The organism is Paraclostridium sp. MRS3W1, assembly GCF_032465715.1.
GTDB classification, from domain to species: Bacteria; Bacillota; Clostridia; order Peptostreptococcales; family Peptostreptococcaceae; genus Paraclostridium; species Paraclostridium dentum.
The window spans coordinates 1-21,909 of record NZ_JAWDJM010000172.1 but is presented as its reverse complement, the minus strand read 5'-3'; the positions used below and the strand labels follow the sequence as shown (position 1 = coordinate 21,909).

The window sequence follows — 21,909 nt, the reverse complement described above, 5'->3', positions numbered from 1 at the left end:
AGGTGAAATTATGATAATACATAAGTTTATAGTACATGTACTAGATAAAAATAGTGAAGTTCCTATATTAAATGATTTTGAGGGGAAAATAAGTCAAGAAGTTGATAAATTTTTCCAAAAAATAATCAAAAGGGTTAGTAAAGATGATGATTTAAGAAAAGGTATATTTAAAGATTACGAAAATAACATAGTTAAAAATTGTTGTGAGCAAATAATCTATGATGAAAATACATTTTTAGAAAATTCAAAAGAGATAGCTGCATATTTATTTGATACAATGAAAATAAATGCAGAGTTAGAGTCATGTGATTTAGCTATATGCTTATATACTGTGAAAGATGAAAAGTATGTAGGTATATTAAAATTAGATTACAAAAGATTATATACTCATTCTATAGAGTTTGTAGATGATAAATTCAATATACAAATGGTTCCAAATGAAATAGGAATACCAGAGACACAAAGACAAAAGCAATGTGCAATAGTAGGTTTAACTGGAATGAATGATGAGTATCACTTAAGACTTTTAGATAAGGATGCAGAAAAGGAAGAATTAGAATCTAAATTTATAAGTGAATTTTTAAATGCTGAGAAAATTGTTGATGATAAACACAAAACTAAGGTATTTAAAAATAGTGCAGAAACATGGATAACTAATGCACTAGCTAATGATATAAAGCAAGCAGAAGACGTAAGAAGTGTATTAAACTATACTTTAAAAGAAAAAGAAGAAATAGATTTAAATGATTTTGTAGAAAAAACAATTGATAATACAGACTTAAAAGAAAGCTTCAAAGAGCATATGGAAGATAAAGGTTTAGAAAAATCTTTTAGTATTGATAAGCAATGGGTAGAAAAAAAATTAAAGAAAAGAAGTATAAAGACTGATACTGGATTTGATGTAAGAGGAGAACTTAGTAATTTTGAAGATCCGATGAAGTATAGTGTAAAACAAAATCCAGATGGAAGTATTGATATAACTATAAAAAATGTTAAGTTTTATGAGGAAAAATAAATAAAAAAACCGAGTTTAAAAACTCGGCTTTTTTTATTTATGCTCTTCTATAAAAGAGCAAATATCACCTATACAAGTAAATTTTTCAGCAGCTTCATCAGGAATTTCTATTCCAAATTCATCTTCTAAAGCCATTATAACTTCAACAGCATCTAAAGAATCAGCCTCCAAATCTTCAGTTAAAGATGTATTTAAAGTGATACTATCTAGATTATCAATACCTAGTTGATCAGCGATTATTTCCCTAACTCTTTCAAACATAATAAACCTCCTAATAAATAAATTCATAATTTAATTGTAGTTTAATATAAGAAGTGAAATTTTTCAATATTAAATTATATAAATTTTAGAATAATATAGTAAAACAAGCATATATATTTTATAAAGAAAACATAGGAGGAATGATTATGAAATATATAGGTTTATTAGCATCATCTGTATGCGTTGTAGTTGTGTTACTAATAAACTCATATTACAGTATCATAAACTTAGATATCCAAAAGATAAGTTCGTATGTAGTAGAAAGTAATATGATTCTAGAAGACATTATAACTAAAGAAGAGAATGTTTCAAAAGATAATAAAGAGTACATAGATAGACTTCAAAATTTAAAAAAATGTATAGAGGACACAAAGACATCTTTTTTTACAAGTAAATATAAAGATTATAGAATTAAATCAGTAGAAAGCATGATTGAAAGTATATCTAATGATAAGAAAAATAATGAACATTTAAATATGGTGAAAAAATATAATGAGCTATCAGAAAAAGAGCTGGATAGTATATTAGAGAAAAATTTTTTCGAAGTAACATACTTATATACCCTAGCATATGAATAATTAAGAGAAACTATAGGTTTCTCAACATTGAAAAGGGGGTAACCATATGTCAAAACTAGATAACCTTTTAAGAAGTTTTGGATGTGGATGCAATTCATCCTTTGGAGGTTCAAGTTTATTAATAATAGCTGTTGTTGTATTCTTATTATTATGTACTGACCTACTTGACAACTTTTTCTGCGATGATAATTCATGGATATGGATAATACTTGTAATCCTTTTATTATTCAATTTTGATGATGGATGTTGCTAAAAGAAGCTCCGATAGGAGCTTTTTTTATTACTAAATATAAAAAAATAAATTTATATAAAAATAAAATTGTATAGTAACCGTTTTTTTCAATTCCCATAGTATAAATTAAGTGCATAATACATTTGAGATAAGACTTCTGAAATTTTAATATGGGTTAGCTAATAAATGAATAAAATTTTAGCAATCCAAAAAACAGGGGGTATATATGGGCAGTTTAAGTAGAATATTTGGATCAGGTGGATTCTTTAGTGGAGGAGCATGGTGGATAATAGTATTATTCTTCCTATTCTTAGCTTTTCAAGAGTGCTTTGCAGAGATATGCATAACTGACTGGATTCCATTTTTAATATTACTTCTTATTGTTTGTTCATGTGGAATGGATGGATGCGGAGAGGACTTCGACTGTGGTTGTTAATTAAAAGGGGGAAGGCTACCTATATTAGGTAGCCTTTTTAGTATTTAAAGTGATTAAAAAAATACTATTAAAAAATTATAAAATTATTATCAAAAAGTAAAGGCTATGCATAGTATATGTTAAGAGCGAAAGCTCAAATAATTAATCATCAACAGGAGGTAACACAATGTTAGATAGACTATTTGGTGAAGATGGATGTTTTGGAGGAGCATGGTGGATAATCGTACTATTCTTCTTATTCTTAGCATTTGGTGATTGCTGGGAAGAACTAGATATATGTGCATGGATACCATTCTTAATAGTTTTATTAATATTATGTAGTTGTGGTGGATGCTTCTAGTTCACTATAAAAAATTAAGACAATACTAGAAATAGACAACAGGAGGTAACAAAATGTTAGATAGATTATTTGGTGGAGAAGACTTTGGATGTGGATGGATAATAATAGTATTATTCTTCTTATTCTTAGCATTTGGAGATTGTTGGGCAGAACTAGATATATGTGCATGGATACCATTCTTAATAGTACTTTTAATCTTATGTAGCTGTGGAGAATGCTTCTAACAATCGATTTAAATAACCAGTATATAAAGTATATACAGATAAAAAAATAAAAGTAACCAATATACAGATAAATTCATATTATATAAAATAGCTAGCTAATAAAAATTAACTAGCATTATAACTAAAAGAGTTCAATTAGGAGGTAACTTTATGTTAGACAGATTCTTTGGTAACGATGGATGTTTCGGCGGAGGAGCATGGTGGATAATAGTATTATTCTTCCTATTCTTAGCATTTGGAGAAACTTGGGCAGAAATAGACGTATGTGCATGGATACCATTCTTAATATTATTATTAATAGCTTGTTCATGTGGAGGATTCTTTGATGGCGACGATGGATGTGGATGCTGCTAATCACTGAATAACTAAATACAAAAATAACACGCCAGTAATTAACTGGCGTGTTATTTTTTGTCGAAATATATTTAAATTGTTTAAAAGTTATGATAAAATTAATTTTTACAAAGACTTAAGAATAGATTTCATAAAATATAGTAAAAATTAAGATAAGGAGGAATGCTAAATGAAAACTAATGTAACAATAAAAGATGTAGCTAAAAAAGCGGGCGTTTCTATATCTACAGTATCTAGAGTAATAAATGATTCAAAACCAGTTACGGATGAAGTTAAACAAAAAGTATTAGACGTAATAAAAGAGACTGGTTATGTTCCAAATCCGTTGGCTAGAAGTTTAGTGACAAAGAAAAGTCAACTAATAGGAGTTATCGTACCAGAGGTATCAGATTCTTTTGTAAGTGAACTGGTAAACGGTATAGAGGAAGTTGCTAAAATGTATGACTATGATATATTATTAGCAAATACATACTCTGATAAAGAACAAGAATTAAAGAGCTTAAATTTATTAAGAGCTAAACAGGTAGAAGGTATCGTTATGATGTCTTGGAAAGTAGATGAAGAGCATTTAGAGTATATACAAAATTGTAGAATGCCTGCTGTATATGTAAGTAAAACTGCTAGAAACTACGATGTATATTCAGTAAGTATAAGTAATACTGATGCAACATATGATATGACTAAATATCTTATAGATAAGGGTCATAAAAATATATCTTTCATAATGACAAGTGAAGACGATACTGTTTTAGAAGCTGAAAGATATTTAGGATTTGAAAAAGCTATGAATGACAATAATATAGAAATAGACAAATCCCTAGTAAAGAATGCTGGAACTACATATAATTACGGGTATGATAGCATGAAAGAAATACTAGATGAAGGTAAAAAACCTGATGCTGTATTCGTTACAGGGGATGAAGCCGCTATAGGAGCTCTTAACGCAATATGTGATGCAGGATATAAAGTACCTGAAGACATATCTGTTGCAGGATTTAATGATGCAAAAATAGCAGCTATGTATAGACCTAAATTAACTACAGTGCACCAACCATTATATGATATGGGTGCTGTTGCAATAAGAATGGTAATAAAAATGATTGATAAGGAACCTTTAGAAAATAAAAAGGTTGAACTTCCATACAGAATAGTTGAAAGAGAAAGTGTAATAGACAGAAACTAATAAAAAAGCATGTTATCTAAAAGATAATATGCTTTTTTATTTTAATGGTGCATATATTATTTTTTATTTATAAATACAAAGTAATATATAAATAAAAAATAATATATAAATAAATGAAAGGACTTTCGAAAAATATGTAGAAGCTATTAAATTACAAGACTAAAACCGTATTTCATAATTTTATTATATATATAGGGGGATTTTTGTATGAATAAAATAATTATAGACGGTAGAGACCTTACTATAGAAGATGTAGTAAATGTATCTCGAAATGGATATAAAGTTGAGTTAGGGGAAGAAGCGTTAAAAAAAGTTAAAGTAGCAAGAGATTTAGTTGATAAATTTGTAGATGAACAAAAGGTTGTATATGGAATAACTACAGGATTTGGAAAATTTTCAGATGTAACCATATCAAAAGAAGAAACTCATAACTTGCAAAGGAATCTAATTATAAGCCATGCCTGTGGAGTGGGAAAACCTTTTGAAGAAGATATAGTAAGAGCTATAATGCTTCTGAGGGTAAATAATTTATCAAAAGGATACTCTGGTGTAAGGATTGAAACTTTGAATACATTAGTAAATATGCTTAATAATAATGTCTGTCCAGTAATTCCAGAAAAAGGATCACTAGGAGCATCTGGAGACTTAGCTCCTTTATCACATATGGTACTTACTATGATAGGTGAGGGAGAGGCATTTTATGAAGGCGAGAAAATTCCATCAGCAGAAGCTATGAAACTCGCTGGAGTAGATGTTTTACCAGAGTTATCATCAAAAGAAGGTTTAGCTCTTATAAATGGAACACAAGTTATGACTGCAGTGGGAGCACTTACAACGTATGATGCAATGAATTTATTAAAGCTTTCGGATGTTGCATTGTCGTTAACTATGGAGTCACTAAATGGAATAACATGTGCTATGGATGAAAGAGTACATTTGGTAAGAGCTCATAGAGGTCAAATCAACACTGCAAGAAATATACTAGAAATATTAAATGGAAGTGAGATGACAACAAAACAAGGTGATTTAAGAGTTCAAGATGCATATTCGATTAGATGTTCACCTCAAATCCATGGAGCAAGTAAAGATGCAATTGAATACGTAAAAAATAAAATTAATATAGAAATCAATTCAGTAACAGACAACCCAATAATATTCCCAGAACAAGAAGATGTAATATCAGGTGGAAACTTCCATGGACAACCAATGGCTTTAAGTTTTGACTTCTTGGGAATAGCTTTATCAGAGATAGCTAACATATCAGAAAGAAGACTTGAAAGACTAGTAAACCCAGCTTTAAGCAATGGCTTACCAGCATTTTTAACTAAAAATGGTGGAGTTAATTCAGGATTTATGATAGTGCAATATAGTGCAGCATCATTAGTTTCAGAAAATAAAGTATTAGCACATCCAGCGAGTGTAGATTCAATACCATCATCAGCAAATCAAGAAGACCATGTTTCTATGGGAACAATAGCAGCGAGAAAAGCAAAAGAAATAATGGAAAATACAAGAAATGTATTAGCTATGGAGTTATTAGCAGCAGCTCAGGCTATAGATTTAAGAGGTAAGAAAAAATTAGGCGTTGGGACAGATGCCGCATATAACGTTATAAGAAATCATACTAAATTTATAGAGGAAGATTTAGTTATGTATAAAGAAATAAATAAATGTGAAGATATTATCAAAGAAAACTTAGTAGTAGAAGCTGTAGAAAAAGCTTTAAACAATGAACTTTTACTAAATGAAGAGGTTGCTTTAAGTGAAATATAAAACTGTATAAGGGAGTAGATATTATGGTTACTTTAGAAAAAGTTATGAATGTTACTAATGAAGAAATTAAAGATGCAATGACTATAAAATTGGATTATGTGCCAAGTGAAATACCACAATTTATAGAAGGCATAAGAAGAGCTCCAAAAAGAGAGGCGAAATTATCTCAATCAGATATAAAATTAGCATTAAATAACGCATTAAGATATATACCAGAAGAATATCATGAAAAATTAGCTCCAGAATTTTTAAATGAATTAATGACTACTGGAAGAATTTATGGATATAGATTTAGACCAGAAGGTAATATAAAAGCAAAAACAATCGATGAATATAAAGGAAAATGTACTGAAGCTAGAGCATTCCAAGTAATGATAGACAATAACTTGGACTTTGATATAGCGTTATATCCATATGAGTTAGTTACTTATGGTGAAACAGGTCAAGTTTTCCAAAACTGGATGCAGTACAATTTGATTAAAAAATATTTAGAAGTAATGAACCAAGATCAAACACTAGTAATACAATCAGGACATCCTGTTGGATTATTTAAATCTAAGCCAGATGCGCCTAGAGTAATAATAACTAATGGTCTGATGATAGGAATGTTTGATAATCAAGAGGACTGGAAAAGAGCAGCAGCTATAGGTGTATCTAATTATGGGCAAATGACAGCTGGAGGATGGATGTATATAGGACCACAAGGTATTGTTCATGGTACTTACTCAACATTATTAAACGCTGGAAGGTTAATACTTGGAATACCAGAAAAAGATGATTTAGCTGGAAAACTATTTGTAACTTCAGGACTTGGAGGAATGAGTGGAGCTCAAGGAAAAGCTGTAGAAATCGCTGGTGGAGTAGGTATAATAGCTGAAGTTGATTATTCAAGAATAGAAACTAGATACACTCAAGGTTGGGTAAGCAAAGTTGCTAAAACATGCGAAGAGGCATTTATGTTAGCTAAAGAATGTATAGATAAAAAAGAAGCTTGTGCAATAGCTTATAATGGGAACATAGTGGACTTATTAGAATATGCAGTAGAAAAAGATATACATATAGATTTATTATCAGATCAAACATCTTGTCATGCTGTTTATGATGGAGGATATTGTCCTCAAGGTATAACTTTTGAAGAAAGAACAAAACTTTTAGCTAATGATAAAGAGAAGTTTGTACAATTAGTAGATGAAACTCTAAAGGCTCATTTTAAAGTTATTCAAAAACTAACAAATAAAGGAAGTTACTTCTTTGATTATGGAAATAGTTTTATGAAAGCTATTTATGATGCTGGCTGCCAAGAGATATCTAAAAATGGAATAGATGAAAAAGATGGATTTATATTCCCATCATATGTTGAAGATATATTAGGACCTCAACTATTTGACTACGGATATGGTCCATTTAGATGGGTATGTTTAAGTGGTAAAAAAGAAGATTTAATAAAAACTGATAAAGCAGCTATGGATTGTATAGATCCAAATAGAAGATATCAAGATAGAGATAACTGGATATGGATAAGAGATGCTGAGAAAAATGGTTTAGTTGTAGGATCTCAGGCTAGAATACTTTACCAAGATGCTATGGGAAGAACTAATATAGCTCTTAAGTTCAATGAAATGGTAAGAAAAGGAGAAATAGGACCTGTTATGCTAGGTAGAGACCATCATGATGTGTCAGGAACAGATTCTCCATTTAGAGAAACATCTAATATAAAAGATGGCAGTAATATAATGGCTGATATGGCTACTCATTGCTTTGCGGGTAATGCAGCCAGAGGAATGAGTTTAATAGCTCTACATAATGGTGGTGGAGTAGGAATAGGAAAATCTATAAATGGTGGATTTGGAATGGTTCTTGACGGATCTCATAGAGTAGATGAAATATTAAGAACAGCTATGCCTTGGGATGTTATGGGAGGAGTTGCTAGACGTGCTTGGGCTAGAAATGAAAACTCTATAACAACAGTTATGGAATACAATAAAATGTGTTATGGGCAAGACCATATAACACTACCATATATAGTAGATGAAGAGTTAATAAATCAAGTTATAGAGGCAAGCAAATAATAAGGTTAAAATTTTAAGTTACTGCGCTTATTGCGCTAGCGTAGTAACTTAAAATTTATATATAACATAACTATTAAAATTAGAATATAGGGGGAGAATTAATATGGCTATAGTGCAATGTGTACCTAATTTTAGTGAAGGTAGGGATTTAGAAAAAATTGAAAAAATAGTATCACCACTTAGAGGAAAAGAGGGAGTTAAGCTTTTAAACTATGAAGCAGACAAGGATTATAATAGAGTAGTAGTTACTGTTATAGGTGAGCCTAAGGCAGTTAAAAACGCAGTGTTAGAGGCTATAGGGGTAGCTAAAGATTTAATAGATATGAATACTCATAAAGGACAACACTCTAGATTTGGAGCTACAGATGTTTGCCCATTTATACCTATAAAGGGCATGACAATGGATGAAGCTGTAGAGCTTGCAAAAGAGTTAGGTGAAGATGTTGCAAAATTATATAATATACCAGTATTTTTATATGAATGTGCAGCTTCAAAACCTGAAAGAGAAAATCTAGCTAAGGTAAGAAAAGGAGAGTATGAAGGATTAGATGCTAAATTTGAAGATCCTAATTGGGCACCTGATTTTGGACAAGCTAAAAAGCATCCGAATGCAGGTGCTATAGCTATAGGGGCTAGAAAACCTTTGATAGCTTATAATATAAACTTGGATACTCCGAATATAGATATAGCATCAAGCATAGCAAAAACTATAAGACACTCAAGTGGAGGATATAAATTTATAAAAGCTGGTCCTGTAGAGATTCCAGAAAGAGGAATAACTCAGGTTACTATGAATTTAACTGATTATTCAAAAACTGCTATGTATAGAGCTTTTGAAGCTGTGAAAATGGAAGCAAAAAGATATGGAGTTAATGTAATGGGAAGTGAAATAGTAGGGCTTTGTCCTATGGAAGCTTTAGTTGATTGTGCTTCTTATTATTTAGGACTTGAAAATTTCTCTTTAGATAAAGTTCTAGAGACTAGTTTAATGGAGTAGAATATATGGTTGCTGATCTAATTATTAAAAATATAGGAAAACTAGCTACTATGAAAGGGGATGCACCTTTTATAGGAAAAGCGATGAATGATATAGAAATAATAGAAAATGCATATGTTGCAATAAAAGATGGTAGATTTTGCGATATAGGAGTAGATGATGGTTATAAACATCTAATAAATCAAAACACAGAAATTAAAGATGCAGAAGGAAAATTGGTAACTCCAGGGCTTATAGATGCACATACACATCTAGTTCATGGAGGAAGTAGAGAGAATGAATTTGCAAAAAAACTTGCAGGAGTGCCGTATTTAGAAATATTAAAAAGTGGAGGAGGAATATTAAGTACAGTCAAAAGTACTAAAAGTTCTACGTTTAAAGAGTTATATGAAAAAGCATATAAAAGTTTAGATAGAATGTTAGAATTTGGAGTAACAACAGTAGAAGCGAAAAGTGGATATGGATTAGAAATAGATACAGAAATAAAACAATTAGAGGTAGCTAAGGCTTTAAGCGAAAAACATCCTATAGATTTAGTTAGTACGTTTTTGGGTGCTCACGCGATTCCTGTTGAATATAAAGAAAATCCGGATGAATTTGTAGATATTTTGATAAATGAGATGATGCCAAAGGTTAAGGATCTTGATTTAGCTGAATTTTGTGATGTATTTTGTGAGGATGCAGTATTTGATATAAAACAGACTAGAAAAATATTTAAAAGAGCAAAAGAACTAGGGTACAAGTTAAAAATACACGCGGATGAAATAGTTTCTTTAGGTGGAGCTGAGCTTTCAGCTGAAATGGGATGTATATCGGCTGATCACTTAATGGCAGCTAGTGATAATGGGATAATGGCGATGGCTGATAAGGGTGTTATTGCCAATATTCTTCCAGGAACATCTTTTAACCTAAATAAAAACTACGCTGATGCTAGAAAAATGATAAACTCTGGCGTTGCAGTGTCTTTATCTAGCGATTATAATCCAGGAAGTTGTCCTAGTGAAAATCTTCAGTTTGTAATGCAGTTAGGTTGTCTAGGGCTTAAAATGACTCCTAATGAAGTTTTAAGTGGGGTTACAATAAATGCTGCATGTGCAATAGATAGAGATAGTGAAATTGGATCCATTGAAATAGGAAAAAAAGCTGACTTAGTAATATTTGACGCTCCAAATGTGGAGTACTTAATGTATCATTTTGGTATAAATCACACACATTGTGTATATAAAAATGGAGAGCTTGTTGTAAATAATAAACAAATACTAAAAAAAGAAACTGAGAGTATTTTAAGTTAGTTATTATTAAAAATCTTTAAGGGAGGATTTTAATATGAAATTAGTTGAAATGACAGTAGAAGACTTTTCAAAAGAAGTAGATTCAAACTCTCCTGCACCAGGGGGAGGGTCAGTTTCAGCTCTAGCATCAAATATAGGTGTAAGCTTAGCTAGAATGATGGCCAACTTGAGTTTTGGAAAGAAAAAATACGAGAGCTTGGATGAAGATATACGAAAAGAATTTACAGAAAGATTTAATAAATTAGGAGATATAAGAGAAGAATTATTAATATTAGTAGATAAAGATACTGAATCATTTGATGCATATATGAAAGCATTAAAAATGCCTAAAGAAACAGATGAGGAAAAAAATGTTAGAAAAGAAGCTATAAGATGTGCAACTGAATTTTCTATAGAGGTGCCTTTTAAAACAGCATCTATATCTTTAGAATCTTTAAAACTATTAAGTTTTATGGCTAAGTATGGAAATCAAAATGCAATTACGGATATAGGAGTAGGAACTCTTCTTATATACACAGGTATAGAAGGAGCTATACTTAATGTTAAAGTGAATTTACTTGGATTAGATGATGAGTCTATGGTAAGTGAATATACTAAAGATTGTAATGCTATATTAAATAAAGCTTGTGAGATTAAAGATGAGATACTTGGAAATATACATAATGATCTAAATCCAATTAAAGCATAAAAAAATGTAACCTATATAGGTTACATTTTTTATTTATATATTTATTCGTCTTGTTTTTTTACTTTTTTTACAACCTTTTTAACTTTTTTACTTGGAGTGCTTTCTTCAGTTGTTTTTTCAGATTTACCAGATTTAGTTTTTTTCTTGCTATCAGATTTGTTTGAATTAGAATTTTTAGAGTTTTTAGAATCTTTACTTGGTTGATCTGAAGACTTAGACTTTTTAGCTTTTTTACTACTTATCTTATCTTTAGCTTCAGCAGCAGAAATTTTAGTCATTATACTATCTATTTTCTTTCTTTGATTTTCATCTAAAAAAGTTTTAAACTTTTCAACAACTTCTTCTTTGCCTTGAAGAGTTTTTCCTATTTTAACAAGTTCATCCATAAGTTCATCTTCTGATTTATCTTTATAGCCATCTGCTATTTCTTCAATTTTGCCTTTATCAATATTTTTTTCCTTTGCGAATTTTTCCATTGCTTCTTTATCTATTTTTTTCATAAAAGCACCTCTTTCAATAATATATATTTGATTATGTTCATATTATTTATATATAGAAGTATCTAATAAATTATGATTAATAATATGAAAAAATAAAAAATACCTATAAATAATATATATGCGAATTTATAAAAAAAGTAACAATAATAGTAAATAAAACATAGTTTATATATTAGGAGTAGTATATAGTAAGGGGTGACAAAGGTGAACAGTTTACTATTTATATTAGGGATGATAGCTTTAAGTAATGGAAATATATCATTGTTAGACAATAAAACTGGTAGTTTAGATATAAATCAAGAAATGGGAAGTATGAGGTCAAAATTAAATAAGAAAAATAATAAAATTAAGTTGAAAAACAAATTTAGACCAAAAAACATCGAAGATGAAGAAATTGATATAGAAGAAGATGAAGACGAGTTTGTTGAAGAATCTGATTACATCGATCCAGTATCTAGTTTTAACATAAATGATCTTGATAAAGGAATGAAAATGTTAGAATTAAGTGATGATGATTTAGATAGAGGTTTAGAAATAATAACCAGAACTAAAAAGTATATGGATAAAGATGAACGAAAAGTATTAATAAAAATAGAGAGCGTTTTAGATTTAGTAAGAGGTATAAAAAAACTTAGTAATGTTGATTTAGTGGATAACGAAGATGAATCAGATTTCTTTAGAAGCATGGAAGAAGAAGATAAAAAAAATATGATGATTAAAGAAATAATAGAGGTTTTTCCGGAAAGCAAAAAAGAATCTGTTGAGAGAGCGATAGACATGAAAAAGAAAATTGAACTATTTGCAGAACTGTTCTTGCCTGATGATATAGGCGAAGAAAATAGTTCTGGATTTAGTTTAAGTTCATTGGCTAGTATAAATAATATAGGAAGTTTAAATAACTTGAAGCTTTTAGGTAATCTTTTAAGAAGTGATAATAAACAGAGCAATTATACAAAAAATAATAAATATGATCATGTAAATAAAGAAGAAAATGAGGAAGAAGAGGAAGAAAATGATTTTGAAGATATGTTAGATGAAGATGAAAACTATGAAACAGATGACTATATAGACTATGATTATGTAAGGATAGATAAATAAAAGTAGAAAAAGAACGAAAAATTTATAAATTTGCTAATTAAAAATGCTTTCAAAAATTTGAAATTTATTATATAATAAAAATATGAAATCCTGGAGCATGCGACAGTGCTTATTTAAATTCAACCGACAAAGTTTGAACGGGAGTATGAGTTTAGCGGTGGATAAAATGCCCCTTCATAATTATGGGGGACTTTAAAAACTGCTAGTAGTACACCCACCTGGGAGATTCTCGGGTATGAATTTAGAGGGCCATCGGTGTTCTGGGGTAAAAAAAGTATTGTGATTTTCACAATACTTTTTTTATTACTATCAACTGTAAAAGTTGCCTAATATTCCAAAAGGATCTTTGCTTACAAAAACATTGGTAGATATATAATCCTTATCAGACAAATAATTAGATTTAAAACAAGCTCTTATAAACTTATCGTTTATGCTAAACTCATCCTCGTATGGTTCACTCCAAGTACAACCTAAATCATCAGAATAACAAGTATATAAAATATTTTTATGCACATAAGATATGAATATTGAAGAATTATATTTTAATATAGATGGATATAAATATAATGATCCATCTGTTATAAATTTGTTTACGCTTTCATCAAATGAATTGTTATTTAGGTATCCATTTAAATATTTAATACTGTACTTAAAATCATTGCTTTCACAATATGTTATGTGATAAAAGTTAAGTTTATCTTTTAGAACAGATAGATATATTTTATTTTCTAAAGAATTAGTTATACATATAGGATCATTCCAACTTAGGTTGTTTAAATTAAAATTTGTGCAATAAACTTGTGGAAACTCATTATTTTCTTTAAAGTAAAAAATTGTTGGAACTTTTTCATTGAAATAAATTGTAAAGTTATCCAAAACAGGTAAATTTATAAAATCAACTTTATTTTCAAACCATTGCTTACCATTATTATAATGATGGAATAAGATAGTAGTGGCACAATCTTTATTAGTTAGATAATAAAATATATGTATTGTATTATTTATAAATTTTATGTATGGAAACGTTATAGTATAGTTTTCAGAGTCATAATCTATTGTATGGAGAGTTGAAAATTTATTACTATCATTATTTAGTTTTAAAATGTTTATTTTAGAATCTAAAAAGATTCCATATACATTGTCATTTGAATCTATATCAAAATAATAACTAGAAAAATCAATAGGAACAAGTGTTATACTTTCAGAATGAACCATTGAATTGCTATTTTTAAAATATTTATAGCGCAGTCCATTTTCACTTTTTATAAGTATCATATCTTTATTAGATTTTCTTATAACATATGAACATTCATTAAAAAATCCCATAACTACCTCCTAAAATATATATTCTATAAATATATATTAACTCAGCAGTAAATTATTCTAATAAGAATTAATTAATAAAAGACTAATTAAGTAACAATTAGCAAAATACATGCATATTATTAATTAGGCATAAACAAGAGCCTACATTTTTATAAGACGATCAAAAGGGAGGCCAAAACTGAATGAAGGATTTAATGAGAGCCAAAAAAGTAGTTAACAAAAGAGTAATACAGCCTAATCAAAATATAGATTCAGGAAGAAGCTATATAGAAACAAATGAAATAGAAGAGGAGCTAAGAGGATGCAAGCCACAATGCCATCCATATATACAATGTGATTGTAATAATGATTGCAATAATGATTGCAACCATCATAATCATAATTGTGGATGTAATCCAGGATGCTGTGATTGCAAAGATGAAGAAGATTGTACAGACAATTGCTTCCCAAACCCTTGTCCAGAAGAGTGTGCTCATCCTTTAGTACCACCGAAATTTCCAATATCACAAGCAGCATTGTTTCCAATAGAAACTAATAGAATATTTGATACTATAATGTTTAGAGTATTTACAGATGGTAAAATGGCAAATGGAGAAGATTTAAACTTTGACTATGAATTAGGTAGTTTACGTGGACCATTGCCAAATGCTACCCAAACTAATGCTACTATAGAGAAAGTTTGTATAAATTATTCAAGTATAAGAATAAATCCAGGAACAACATCTTTAGAGAATTTAAGCATTGATAAAGCTAATAAACATGGTAGAAGATGTGAAACAATATTTGAATATGATGTGTGTGGTCAATTAAATAGATGTTGCAACGAGAAGTGTTTGGGACAAAATGTAGTTTATAAACAAAAAGGATTAAATGTGATAGTTAAAGATTTAGAAATAGAATTAATAGGTAGATTTGGATGTTCTGAGTTTACAGCTATAGCTAAACCAGTTGAGAAGTGCCATAAAGGCGATGAATCAAATGAGGTAGTATTCTTTTTCAACACTTTATCAAGTGATATAGTAGTTCCAGCAGATGGAAGAGGTTTTACTCTAAGACAAGATTTCCAAACTCAACTAACAGTTGACTGCATAGGAAAAGCGATAATAACTCAACACATATTAAACAATAAACCTTGCTTTGAGTTACAAATTCCTAATGGAATAGACTTAGTGCTATGCTTACAAAATATAGTTAGTGTATTAATAGAAGAACAAATAGTAGTTTTAGGTGGACCTACAAGAATAAAACCTAGATTAGTAGACACATTTGGTAATGTTTGCGATTTCTCTCAATTCAATGGAGATTGTGAAGAAAAGCATGATCACTGCCATAAAGATAATAAGTGCTAATTAAAAAATATATACACTAATATTGAAAATAAAAAGAGCATTGATAAAATCAATGCTCTTTTTATTTTCAATATTTTATAGTATCACAATACTTAAATAAAATATTACTAGTTTTTAAATTTGAAAAGTGTGACCAGTCTTTTTTATTATCATTATAAACCATGGACTCTAAATCTATTTTATTTTTTGACTTAACATAGTAGGAGCATATAATATAGTTATTTGATACGTTAATAGTATAAAGAGGCAGCTTACTTTTAAAAGCATTTTTAATATCGAACTCTATAAGTTCATTATTATAAAAATTATAGTTTAAATGATATATATTGTGATAATACTTGTTTAGAGACTTAGAAAAAAATATATTTATAGAATTATTCAATGAATACATAGAGAGTTTGCAAATTTTTTTTGAACTAACATTTAACTTAAATGATGATATCAAATTCAAAGAGCTATTATTATACGTGTAATAATAAAAGTAATTTTTAAAGTCTATAAAACAAATATGTATGTCATCATATTTATCGATTATTGCTGAGTACAAATAGACATTATTTGAAATGTTTTCAATTTTGTTTGTATAATTTTTTATGTATAAACAATTATTTTTATTAAAAATAGATAAAGACAAACTCGCATCTTTATTTAGAATAATCATAAAAGCAACCACCTCAGTATAATGATTTTAAAGATTTAAATAAAACATGAGAATTAAAGGCAAAAGTTATGATAGGAACTACCGTAAGAATCAATATATAGCCCCATAAGCCAACATCTGGTATTGGAAGTATAAAGTATAGGCAAAGTGTTTGTATAATCATAGAGGAGATTCCTATAACGCTAGAGATAAATTCCTTTCCAATAGAATGAAGAATACCAGAAATTACGTGATTTAAACTTAAGAATAAAGGGACTAAGCACATGTATTTTAAATAAAATCCTGCAACCTTATTTTTGAAAGTATATAAGCAAATTTCTTCTCCAAACAAATAAAATATTAAAGAACATAAAAATCCCATAACAACAGTTACAACCAAAGCAAATAATATCTTACTTTTTATAGATCTAATATTTTTTCTGCTTACATCCAATGATATGCTAGGTATTATATTTACAACCAACGCAGAAACTAGCATAAATGGAAGGTAGACAAATGGAAATACCATACCTGCAATAGTTCCATAAATTCCCAAAGCGGTTGTATATGTAATTCCAGAAAGAGCTAGCCTAGATGGAATAATCATAGAACTAATAGAATTTAAAACTATATTAGACATACGATTACAGGTAATAGGGATAGACATTTTAACTGTATCATATGAGGATTTCATAAACTCTTGTATATCTATGGTGTACTTATTGTCTATATATGGCTTTCGGGCTAATCCTAGTGTCATAAATGATAAACTTATACATTCTCCTATTGATATACCTATTATTGCAGATAGACAGATTAAAGTTGGATTATTAAAATTTTTTACTATCAGATAAACAAAAACAATTTTTGAAATTTGTTCTAAAACTTGAGAGACAGCAGGTATATCAACTTGCTTTATTCCATAATAGTATCCTCTTACAATATTTGAAAGTGTTATAGCTATTATTGATGGACAAAGAGCAAGTATAAAGATAGAGCTATTATTACTATGTAATAATTTAATCGATAAAGATTCAGAGCTAACTGACACAAAAAAAGCAATAAGTGATGCTATAAAAAAGGATATATATATTGCCGATATAAAAAGAGCATTTGTACTATGTTTATCATTAAATGCCTTTTTTCTTGCAACTAAACAACTAAGAGCAGTTGGTATTCCTGTTGTGGTAAGAGCTATACAAATCATTAAAAAGTTAAACACCATGTGATATATTCCTAAGTGAACCTCTGATAAATTATTTGATAAAAAGATCTTATATAAAAAACCTATTATTCTGACTATAAAATTAGATAAAAAAAGTACTAAAGTTGAATATACAAGATTAGGAATCTTCAAATATATCACCTCCTATCTTAAGTTATATTCAATAATTAATATAAAAATGAAAAAAATAACTCGTATCTAAAAAGATAGAGTTATTTTTTATGTTTGATAGTTAAAGTGAATTTTTTATTTGTTTAAAATATTTTTTATACTTATAAACTGAGGCTTCATTTTATCAAAAGTTGTTACGTATTTAAATCCAAGTTCATCAAGTCTATTATATATATAGTCAAACTTATAAGCTACTTGAGATGGTATATGAGAATCGGAACCTGTAGTTATTATCTCACCGCCAAGTTTTTTATACATTTTTAGTATATAGTTTGAAGGTGTTAAGTCTTTTAGACCGTATCTAAAACATGAAGTGTTTATTTCAATACCTTTTCCACTATGAATAACTTCTTTTAAAATTGATTCTAATATATCAGAAAAAAGTTTATCATCAAGTTCTTCATTGTAATCTCCATATCTCTTAATTAAATCAAGATGTCCTAAAACAGAATAATCTTTATAATTTTTAACTATATAATATAAAAGTTCATAATACTTTTCGTAAGCTTCGTGTTGAGATTTATCATTAAAGAAAGTTCCATTGTATAAATCAATCTTATCTATTGCATGCATTGAACAAATAACAAAATCGAATGGATAGCTTTTTATATCATTTGAGCATTTTTCTATGATATGAGGCTGAACTCCCATTTCAATTCCTTTTTTTATAGTAATTTGATTTTTAAATTTATCTTTAAGATTATCAATACTTTTTAAGTAAGATATATAGTCTGTTTCAAATGGAACATCACTTATTATGTCGTAGTCAACATGATCAGTAAAACAGATTTCTTTTAAGCCTAAATCAATAGATTTTTTGACCATATCTTCCATAGGTGTTTGACTATCTCCGGAAAAGTTTGAATGCATATGATAATCGTAGTACATAATTAGTATCCCCTTTTTTTATAAATTTTGGTATTATATATACATAATAATATCAAATATAGTTATAGGCATCAATAAACACATGTACAACAATATCATTTGAAGTGGTGATTAAATGGATAAATATAAGTTAGTAATAGAAGATAATAGTCCAAAGTATTTACAAATTTATAATCATGTAAAAACAATGATTATAAATAATGAAATAGAAGTAAATAAAAAGCTTCCACCTATAAGATCTATAGCAAAGCTATTAAATGTTAATAACACTACAATAGTAAAGGCATATGAATTATTAGAAAAAGAAGGATATGTATATAAAATTATTGGTAGTGGAACATTTGTGTCAGACACTAGAGCAAAAGCAAATAGTGATGAAAACACACCTATGGAAGGAATAATTAGATTTGACAATGGGAATCCTTCAATAGATATGTTTCCAGTAGAAGAGTTTAAAAAATCCATAAATATAGCTCTTGAAAAAGAAGGAAATTCAATGTTTGAATATGATGATGGATTAGGGTTTATAAAGTTAAGGTCTAAACTCGTAGAATACTTAAAAACTCTAAATATAAATACTAATAAAGATAATATACAAATTATATCTGGAGCTCAACAAGGCATAGATATAGTTTGTAAAGGTTTAATAAATTATTCAGATTTAGTATTTGTTGAAGAACCAACTTACAGAGGAGCACTTGAGGTATTTAAAAATAGAGGATCAAAAATTATAAGTATACCGATGTTAGAAGATGGAATAGATATAGGTATACTTAAGCTAAAACTTGAAAAAATAAGACCAAAGATACTTTATACAATGCCTAATTATCAAAATCCAACTGGAATCTCTTACTCAGAATATAAAAAGAAAAAGTTAATTGAATTAGCTGAAGAATATGATTTTTATATATTAGAGGACGATTTTATGAGCGATTTGAAATTTGAATCAACAGAACATTATCCTCTTAGAAGTTATGATGATAAGGGAAGGGTAATTTATATAAAAAGTTTCTCTAAATTACTTATGCCAGGAATTAGAATAGGATTAGTTGAAATGCCTAATGAAGTTTTAAATAAAATACTATGGGCAAAATATTCCTCAGATATATCAACATCAGGTATAATTCAAAGGTCTATGTATTATTATATGGAAAACTTCAACTGGAACAACTACATAAAAAATGTAGAGGATGCTTATTATGAAAAATTTAAATTAGCACTAGATCTTATACAAAGTAAATTAGCTAATAAACTTAAAATAAAAGTACCTACAGGAGGGATAAATTTCTTTCTGGAATTACCAAGAGGATACTCAGCAAAAGCATTTAGTAAATTCTTAAGAAAAAAAGGAGTAGCTATTTTATCAGGTGGGCACTTCTTTGACACATCTATAGACGATAGATTTTTTAGAATAAATATTGCACAAACAAGCTTAGATGAAATACAAAAGGGAATAGATATAATATCGGATAATATAGATGAATTTTTAAAATGCTACAAAAATACAGAAGAATTTAAAGAAAATAAATTATTTTTTTAGGAGTGAATAATATGAATAACGAATTTGATAAAAAGAAATTAAACAGAATAAATGAATTAGCAAAAAAGCATAAAGGTGAAGGTTTAACTGAAGATGAACATAAAGAAAGAGAAGGATTAAGAAAAGAATATTTAGAACATTTTAGAGGTCATTTTAGATCAAGATTAGAAAACATAAAAGTAGTTTCACCAGAGGAATATGAAGAAGCAATGAAAAACAAAAATAACTAGAAAAATTTAACATTTGACAAATGCAAGTGTGCTATAATTATCCCGAGGGTATTTTAATAAAGAAAGGGAGTATTAAGTATGAATTTAAGACATGAATTTAAAAATGCATGGGAACAAATTAAAGAAAACAAAGAACTTGATGCTGTTATGAATTACTCAAATGAATACATGAAGTTCCTAGATGCTGGTAAAACAGAAAGAACTTCAGCAAGAGAGATAATAAGACAAGCTAAAGAACATGGTTTTATATCAATAAACGATGCGATGTCATCAGGATGTTTAACTGCAGGTACTAAAGTATATGCAGAAAATAAAGATAAAGGCGTTGCTTTATTTGTAATTGGACAAGAAGAATTACAAAAAGGAATGAGAATTGTTGGGGGACATATAGATTCTCCAAGATTAGATTTAAAACCAAATCCATTATATGAAGATGGAAATTTAGCTCTTTTCAAAACTCACTATTATGGTGGAATAAAAAAATATCAATGGACAGCATTACCACTTGCAATACATGGTGTAGTTATACTACAAGATGGAACTAAAGTTGATATATGTATAGGTGAAGATGATAATGATCCAGTATTTTGCATAACAGATCTATTAATACATTTAGCAGGAGATCAAATGCAAAAAAAATTAGCTGATGGAGTAACTGGTGAAGGCTTAAACCTTTTAGTAGGTCATATGCCATTAGAAGGTGAAGAGAAAGATGCAGTTGAAGCTAATGTACTTAAATTATTAAATGAAAAATATAACATGACTCAAAAAGATTTCTTAACAGCTGAGATAGAAATTGTTCCAGCTGGTAAAGCTAGACATTTAGGATTTGATAAAGGAATGGTTATAGCTTATGGTCATGATGATAGAGTTTGTTCGTATGCAGCTGTAAAATCTATATTTGATATTGAAAATCCAAAATATACTGCAGTAGCATTATGTGTAGATAAAGAAGAAGTTGGATCTCAAGGAAATACAGGAATGCAATCTAAATTCTTTGAAAATGCAGTAGCTGAACTTATAAACTTACAAGGAGATTATTGTGATCTTAAAGTAAGAAGAGCTATGGCAAATTCAAAAGTTTTATCAGCTGATGTTTCAGCTGGATTTGATCCAACATATCCAGATGTTTTAGATAAGAGAAATGCATGTTTTATGGGACATGGTTTAGCTTTAACTAAATACACAGGAGCAAGAGGTAAAGGTGGATGCAATGATGCTAACGCTGAATTTGCTTCAGAAGTAAGAAGAATATTTGATAAAGCTAATGTTGTTTGGCAAATATCAGAACTTGGTAAAGTTGACCAAGGTGGCGGTGGAACTATCGCTTACATATTAGCTGAATATGGTGCAGAAGTAATAGACTGTGGAGTTGGTGTATTAAATATGCATGCTCCATATGAGATAGTATCTAAAGCAGATATATATGAAATGTATAAAGGATATAAAGCTTTCTATGAAATAGAAGCTTAATATAAAAAAAGATAAGTGATTAATCTC

The 21,909-nt window shown here is 28.8% G+C and carries 23 protein-coding genes and 1 other RNA gene; 19 read left to right on the top strand and 5 right to left on the bottom strand.

The window, feature by feature from the left end:
* The first annotated feature begins 10 nt into the window (after positions 1-10).
* Positions 11-1,015, top strand: coding sequence for a nucleoid-associated protein (locus RWY47_RS14655; RefSeq protein ID WP_021428623.1), 1,005 nt, complete (start codon positions 11-13; stop codon positions 1,013-1,015).
* 33 nt (positions 1,016-1,048) lie between these two features.
* On the opposite strand, the gene acpP is transcribed toward RWY47_RS14655, so the two are convergent.
* Positions 1,049-1,276: an acyl carrier protein gene (gene acpP / locus RWY47_RS14650; protein WP_021432008.1), complete on the bottom strand. Its 228-nt coding sequence runs from the start codon at positions 1,274-1,276 to the stop codon at positions 1,049-1,051.
* A gap of 146 nt (positions 1,277-1,422) precedes the next feature.
* Between acpP and RWY47_RS14645 the strand changes: the two genes are divergently transcribed.
* The 12 genes from RWY47_RS14645 (at position 1,423) to RWY47_RS14590 (ending at position 11,442) form a co-directional block, all read left to right on the top strand.
* Positions 1,423-1,854, top strand: coding sequence for a hypothetical protein (locus RWY47_RS14645; RefSeq protein WP_021428583.1), 432 nt, complete (start codon positions 1,423-1,425; stop codon positions 1,852-1,854).
* Between the two features lie 46 nt (positions 1,855-1,900).
* Positions 1,901-2,107: a hypothetical protein gene (locus tag RWY47_RS14640; RefSeq protein WP_021428628.1), complete on the top strand. Its 207-nt coding sequence runs from the start codon at positions 1,901-1,903 to the stop codon at positions 2,105-2,107.
* A 205-nt stretch (positions 2,108-2,312) separates the two neighbouring features.
* Positions 2,313-2,522, top strand: coding sequence for a hypothetical protein (locus RWY47_RS14635; protein WP_021428588.1), 210 nt, complete (start codon positions 2,313-2,315; stop codon positions 2,520-2,522).
* A gap of 166 nt (positions 2,523-2,688) precedes the next feature.
* On the top strand, positions 2,689-2,862 hold the full coding sequence (locus RWY47_RS14630; protein WP_021428642.1) for a hypothetical protein: 174 nt from the start codon (positions 2,689-2,691) through the stop codon (positions 2,860-2,862).
* A 53-nt stretch (positions 2,863-2,915) separates the two neighbouring features.
* Positions 2,916-3,086 carry a hypothetical protein gene (locus RWY47_RS14625; RefSeq protein WP_021428601.1) on the top strand — a complete coding sequence of 57 codons (171 nt, stop codon included), beginning with the start codon at positions 2,916-2,918 and terminating at the stop codon, positions 3,084-3,086.
* A gap of 150 nt (positions 3,087-3,236) precedes the next feature.
* Positions 3,237-3,440 (top strand): hypothetical protein, encoded by a 204-nt coding sequence (locus RWY47_RS14620; RefSeq protein ID WP_021428594.1) that lies wholly within the window; start codon positions 3,237-3,239, stop codon positions 3,438-3,440.
* 169 nt (positions 3,441-3,609) lie between these two features.
* A complete protein-coding gene (locus RWY47_RS14615; protein WP_021428625.1) occupies positions 3,610-4,623 on the top strand; it encodes a LacI family DNA-binding transcriptional regulator in 1,014 nt (337 codons plus the stop codon).
* Between the two features lie 207 nt (positions 4,624-4,830).
* Positions 4,831-6,396, top strand: a complete 1,566-nt coding sequence (gene hutH / locus RWY47_RS14610) for a histidine ammonia-lyase (protein WP_025162647.1) — start codon at positions 4,831-4,833, stop codon at positions 6,394-6,396.
* Between the two features lie 23 nt (positions 6,397-6,419).
* A complete protein-coding gene (locus tag RWY47_RS14605; protein ID WP_224170442.1) occupies positions 6,420-8,465 on the top strand; it encodes a urocanate hydratase in 2,046 nt (681 codons plus the stop codon).
* Between the two features lie 103 nt (positions 8,466-8,568).
* Complete coding sequence (gene ftcD / locus RWY47_RS14600) at positions 8,569-9,462, top strand: glutamate formimidoyltransferase (protein ID WP_021428609.1); 894 nt, start codon at positions 8,569-8,571, stop codon at positions 9,460-9,462.
* 5 nt (positions 9,463-9,467) lie between these two features.
* Positions 9,468-10,754: an imidazolonepropionase gene (gene hutI, locus RWY47_RS14595; RefSeq protein ID WP_168932213.1), complete on the top strand. Its 1,287-nt coding sequence runs from the start codon at positions 9,468-9,470 to the stop codon at positions 10,752-10,754.
* Between the two features lie 34 nt (positions 10,755-10,788).
* Positions 10,789-11,442: a cyclodeaminase/cyclohydrolase family protein gene (locus RWY47_RS14590; protein WP_168932212.1), complete on the top strand. Its 654-nt coding sequence runs from the start codon at positions 10,789-10,791 to the stop codon at positions 11,440-11,442.
* A 41-nt stretch (positions 11,443-11,483) separates the two neighbouring features.
* Here RWY47_RS14590 and RWY47_RS14585 read toward each other — a convergent pair whose 3' ends face one another.
* Positions 11,484-11,942 (bottom strand): hypothetical protein, encoded by a 459-nt coding sequence (locus RWY47_RS14585; protein ID WP_224170443.1) that lies wholly within the window; start codon positions 11,940-11,942, stop codon positions 11,484-11,486.
* Positions 11,943-12,146: 204 nt separating this feature from the next.
* Between RWY47_RS14585 and RWY47_RS14580 the strand changes: the two genes are divergently transcribed.
* Both RWY47_RS14580 and ssrS read left to right on the top strand, forming a co-directional pair.
* A complete protein-coding gene (locus RWY47_RS14580) occupies positions 12,147-13,040 on the top strand; it encodes a hypothetical protein (RefSeq protein ID WP_025162642.1) in 894 nt (297 codons plus the stop codon).
* Positions 13,041-13,124: 84 nt separating this feature from the next.
* A non-coding RNA gene (gene ssrS, locus RWY47_RS14575) (6S RNA) lies at positions 13,125-13,311 on the top strand.
* Between the two features lie 38 nt (positions 13,312-13,349).
* Here ssrS and RWY47_RS14570 read toward each other — a convergent pair.
* Positions 13,350-14,366, bottom strand: coding sequence for a hypothetical protein (locus RWY47_RS14570; RefSeq protein ID WP_224170444.1), 1,017 nt, complete (start codon positions 14,364-14,366; stop codon positions 13,350-13,352).
* Between the two features lie 182 nt (positions 14,367-14,548).
* Between RWY47_RS14570 and RWY47_RS14565 the strand changes: the two genes are divergently transcribed.
* Positions 14,549-15,715: a hypothetical protein gene (locus RWY47_RS14565; RefSeq protein ID WP_224170445.1), complete on the top strand. Its 1,167-nt coding sequence runs from the start codon at positions 14,549-14,551 to the stop codon at positions 15,713-15,715.
* A gap of 674 nt (positions 15,716-16,389) precedes the next feature.
* Here RWY47_RS14565 and RWY47_RS14560 read toward each other — a convergent pair.
* Entirely contained in the window at positions 16,390-17,721 is a 1,332-nt protein-coding gene (locus RWY47_RS14560; RefSeq protein ID WP_150842137.1) for an oligosaccharide flippase family protein, read from the bottom strand.
* A gap of 105 nt (positions 17,722-17,826) precedes the next feature.
* Positions 17,827-18,639, bottom strand: a complete 813-nt coding sequence (locus tag RWY47_RS14555; protein ID WP_224170446.1) for a histidinol-phosphatase HisJ family protein — start codon at positions 18,637-18,639, stop codon at positions 17,827-17,829.
* A gap of 115 nt (positions 18,640-18,754) precedes the next feature.
* Here RWY47_RS14555 and pdxR point away from each other — a divergent pair, with 115 nt between their 5' ends.
* The 3 genes from pdxR (at position 18,755) to RWY47_RS14540 (ending at position 21,882) form a co-directional block, all read left to right on the top strand.
* Entirely contained in the window at positions 18,755-20,179 is a 1,425-nt protein-coding gene (pdxR, locus tag RWY47_RS14550; RefSeq protein WP_224170447.1) for a MocR-like pyridoxine biosynthesis transcription factor PdxR, read from the top strand.
* An 11-nt stretch (positions 20,180-20,190) separates the two neighbouring features.
* On the top strand, positions 20,191-20,409 hold the full coding sequence (locus RWY47_RS14545) for a DUF896 domain-containing protein (protein ID WP_224170448.1): 219 nt from the start codon (positions 20,191-20,193) through the stop codon (positions 20,407-20,409).
* A gap of 78 nt (positions 20,410-20,487) precedes the next feature.
* Complete coding sequence (locus RWY47_RS14540; protein WP_053831355.1) at positions 20,488-21,882, top strand: aminopeptidase; 1,395 nt, start codon at positions 20,488-20,490, stop codon at positions 21,880-21,882.
* Positions 21,883-21,909: the final 27 nt, after the last annotated feature.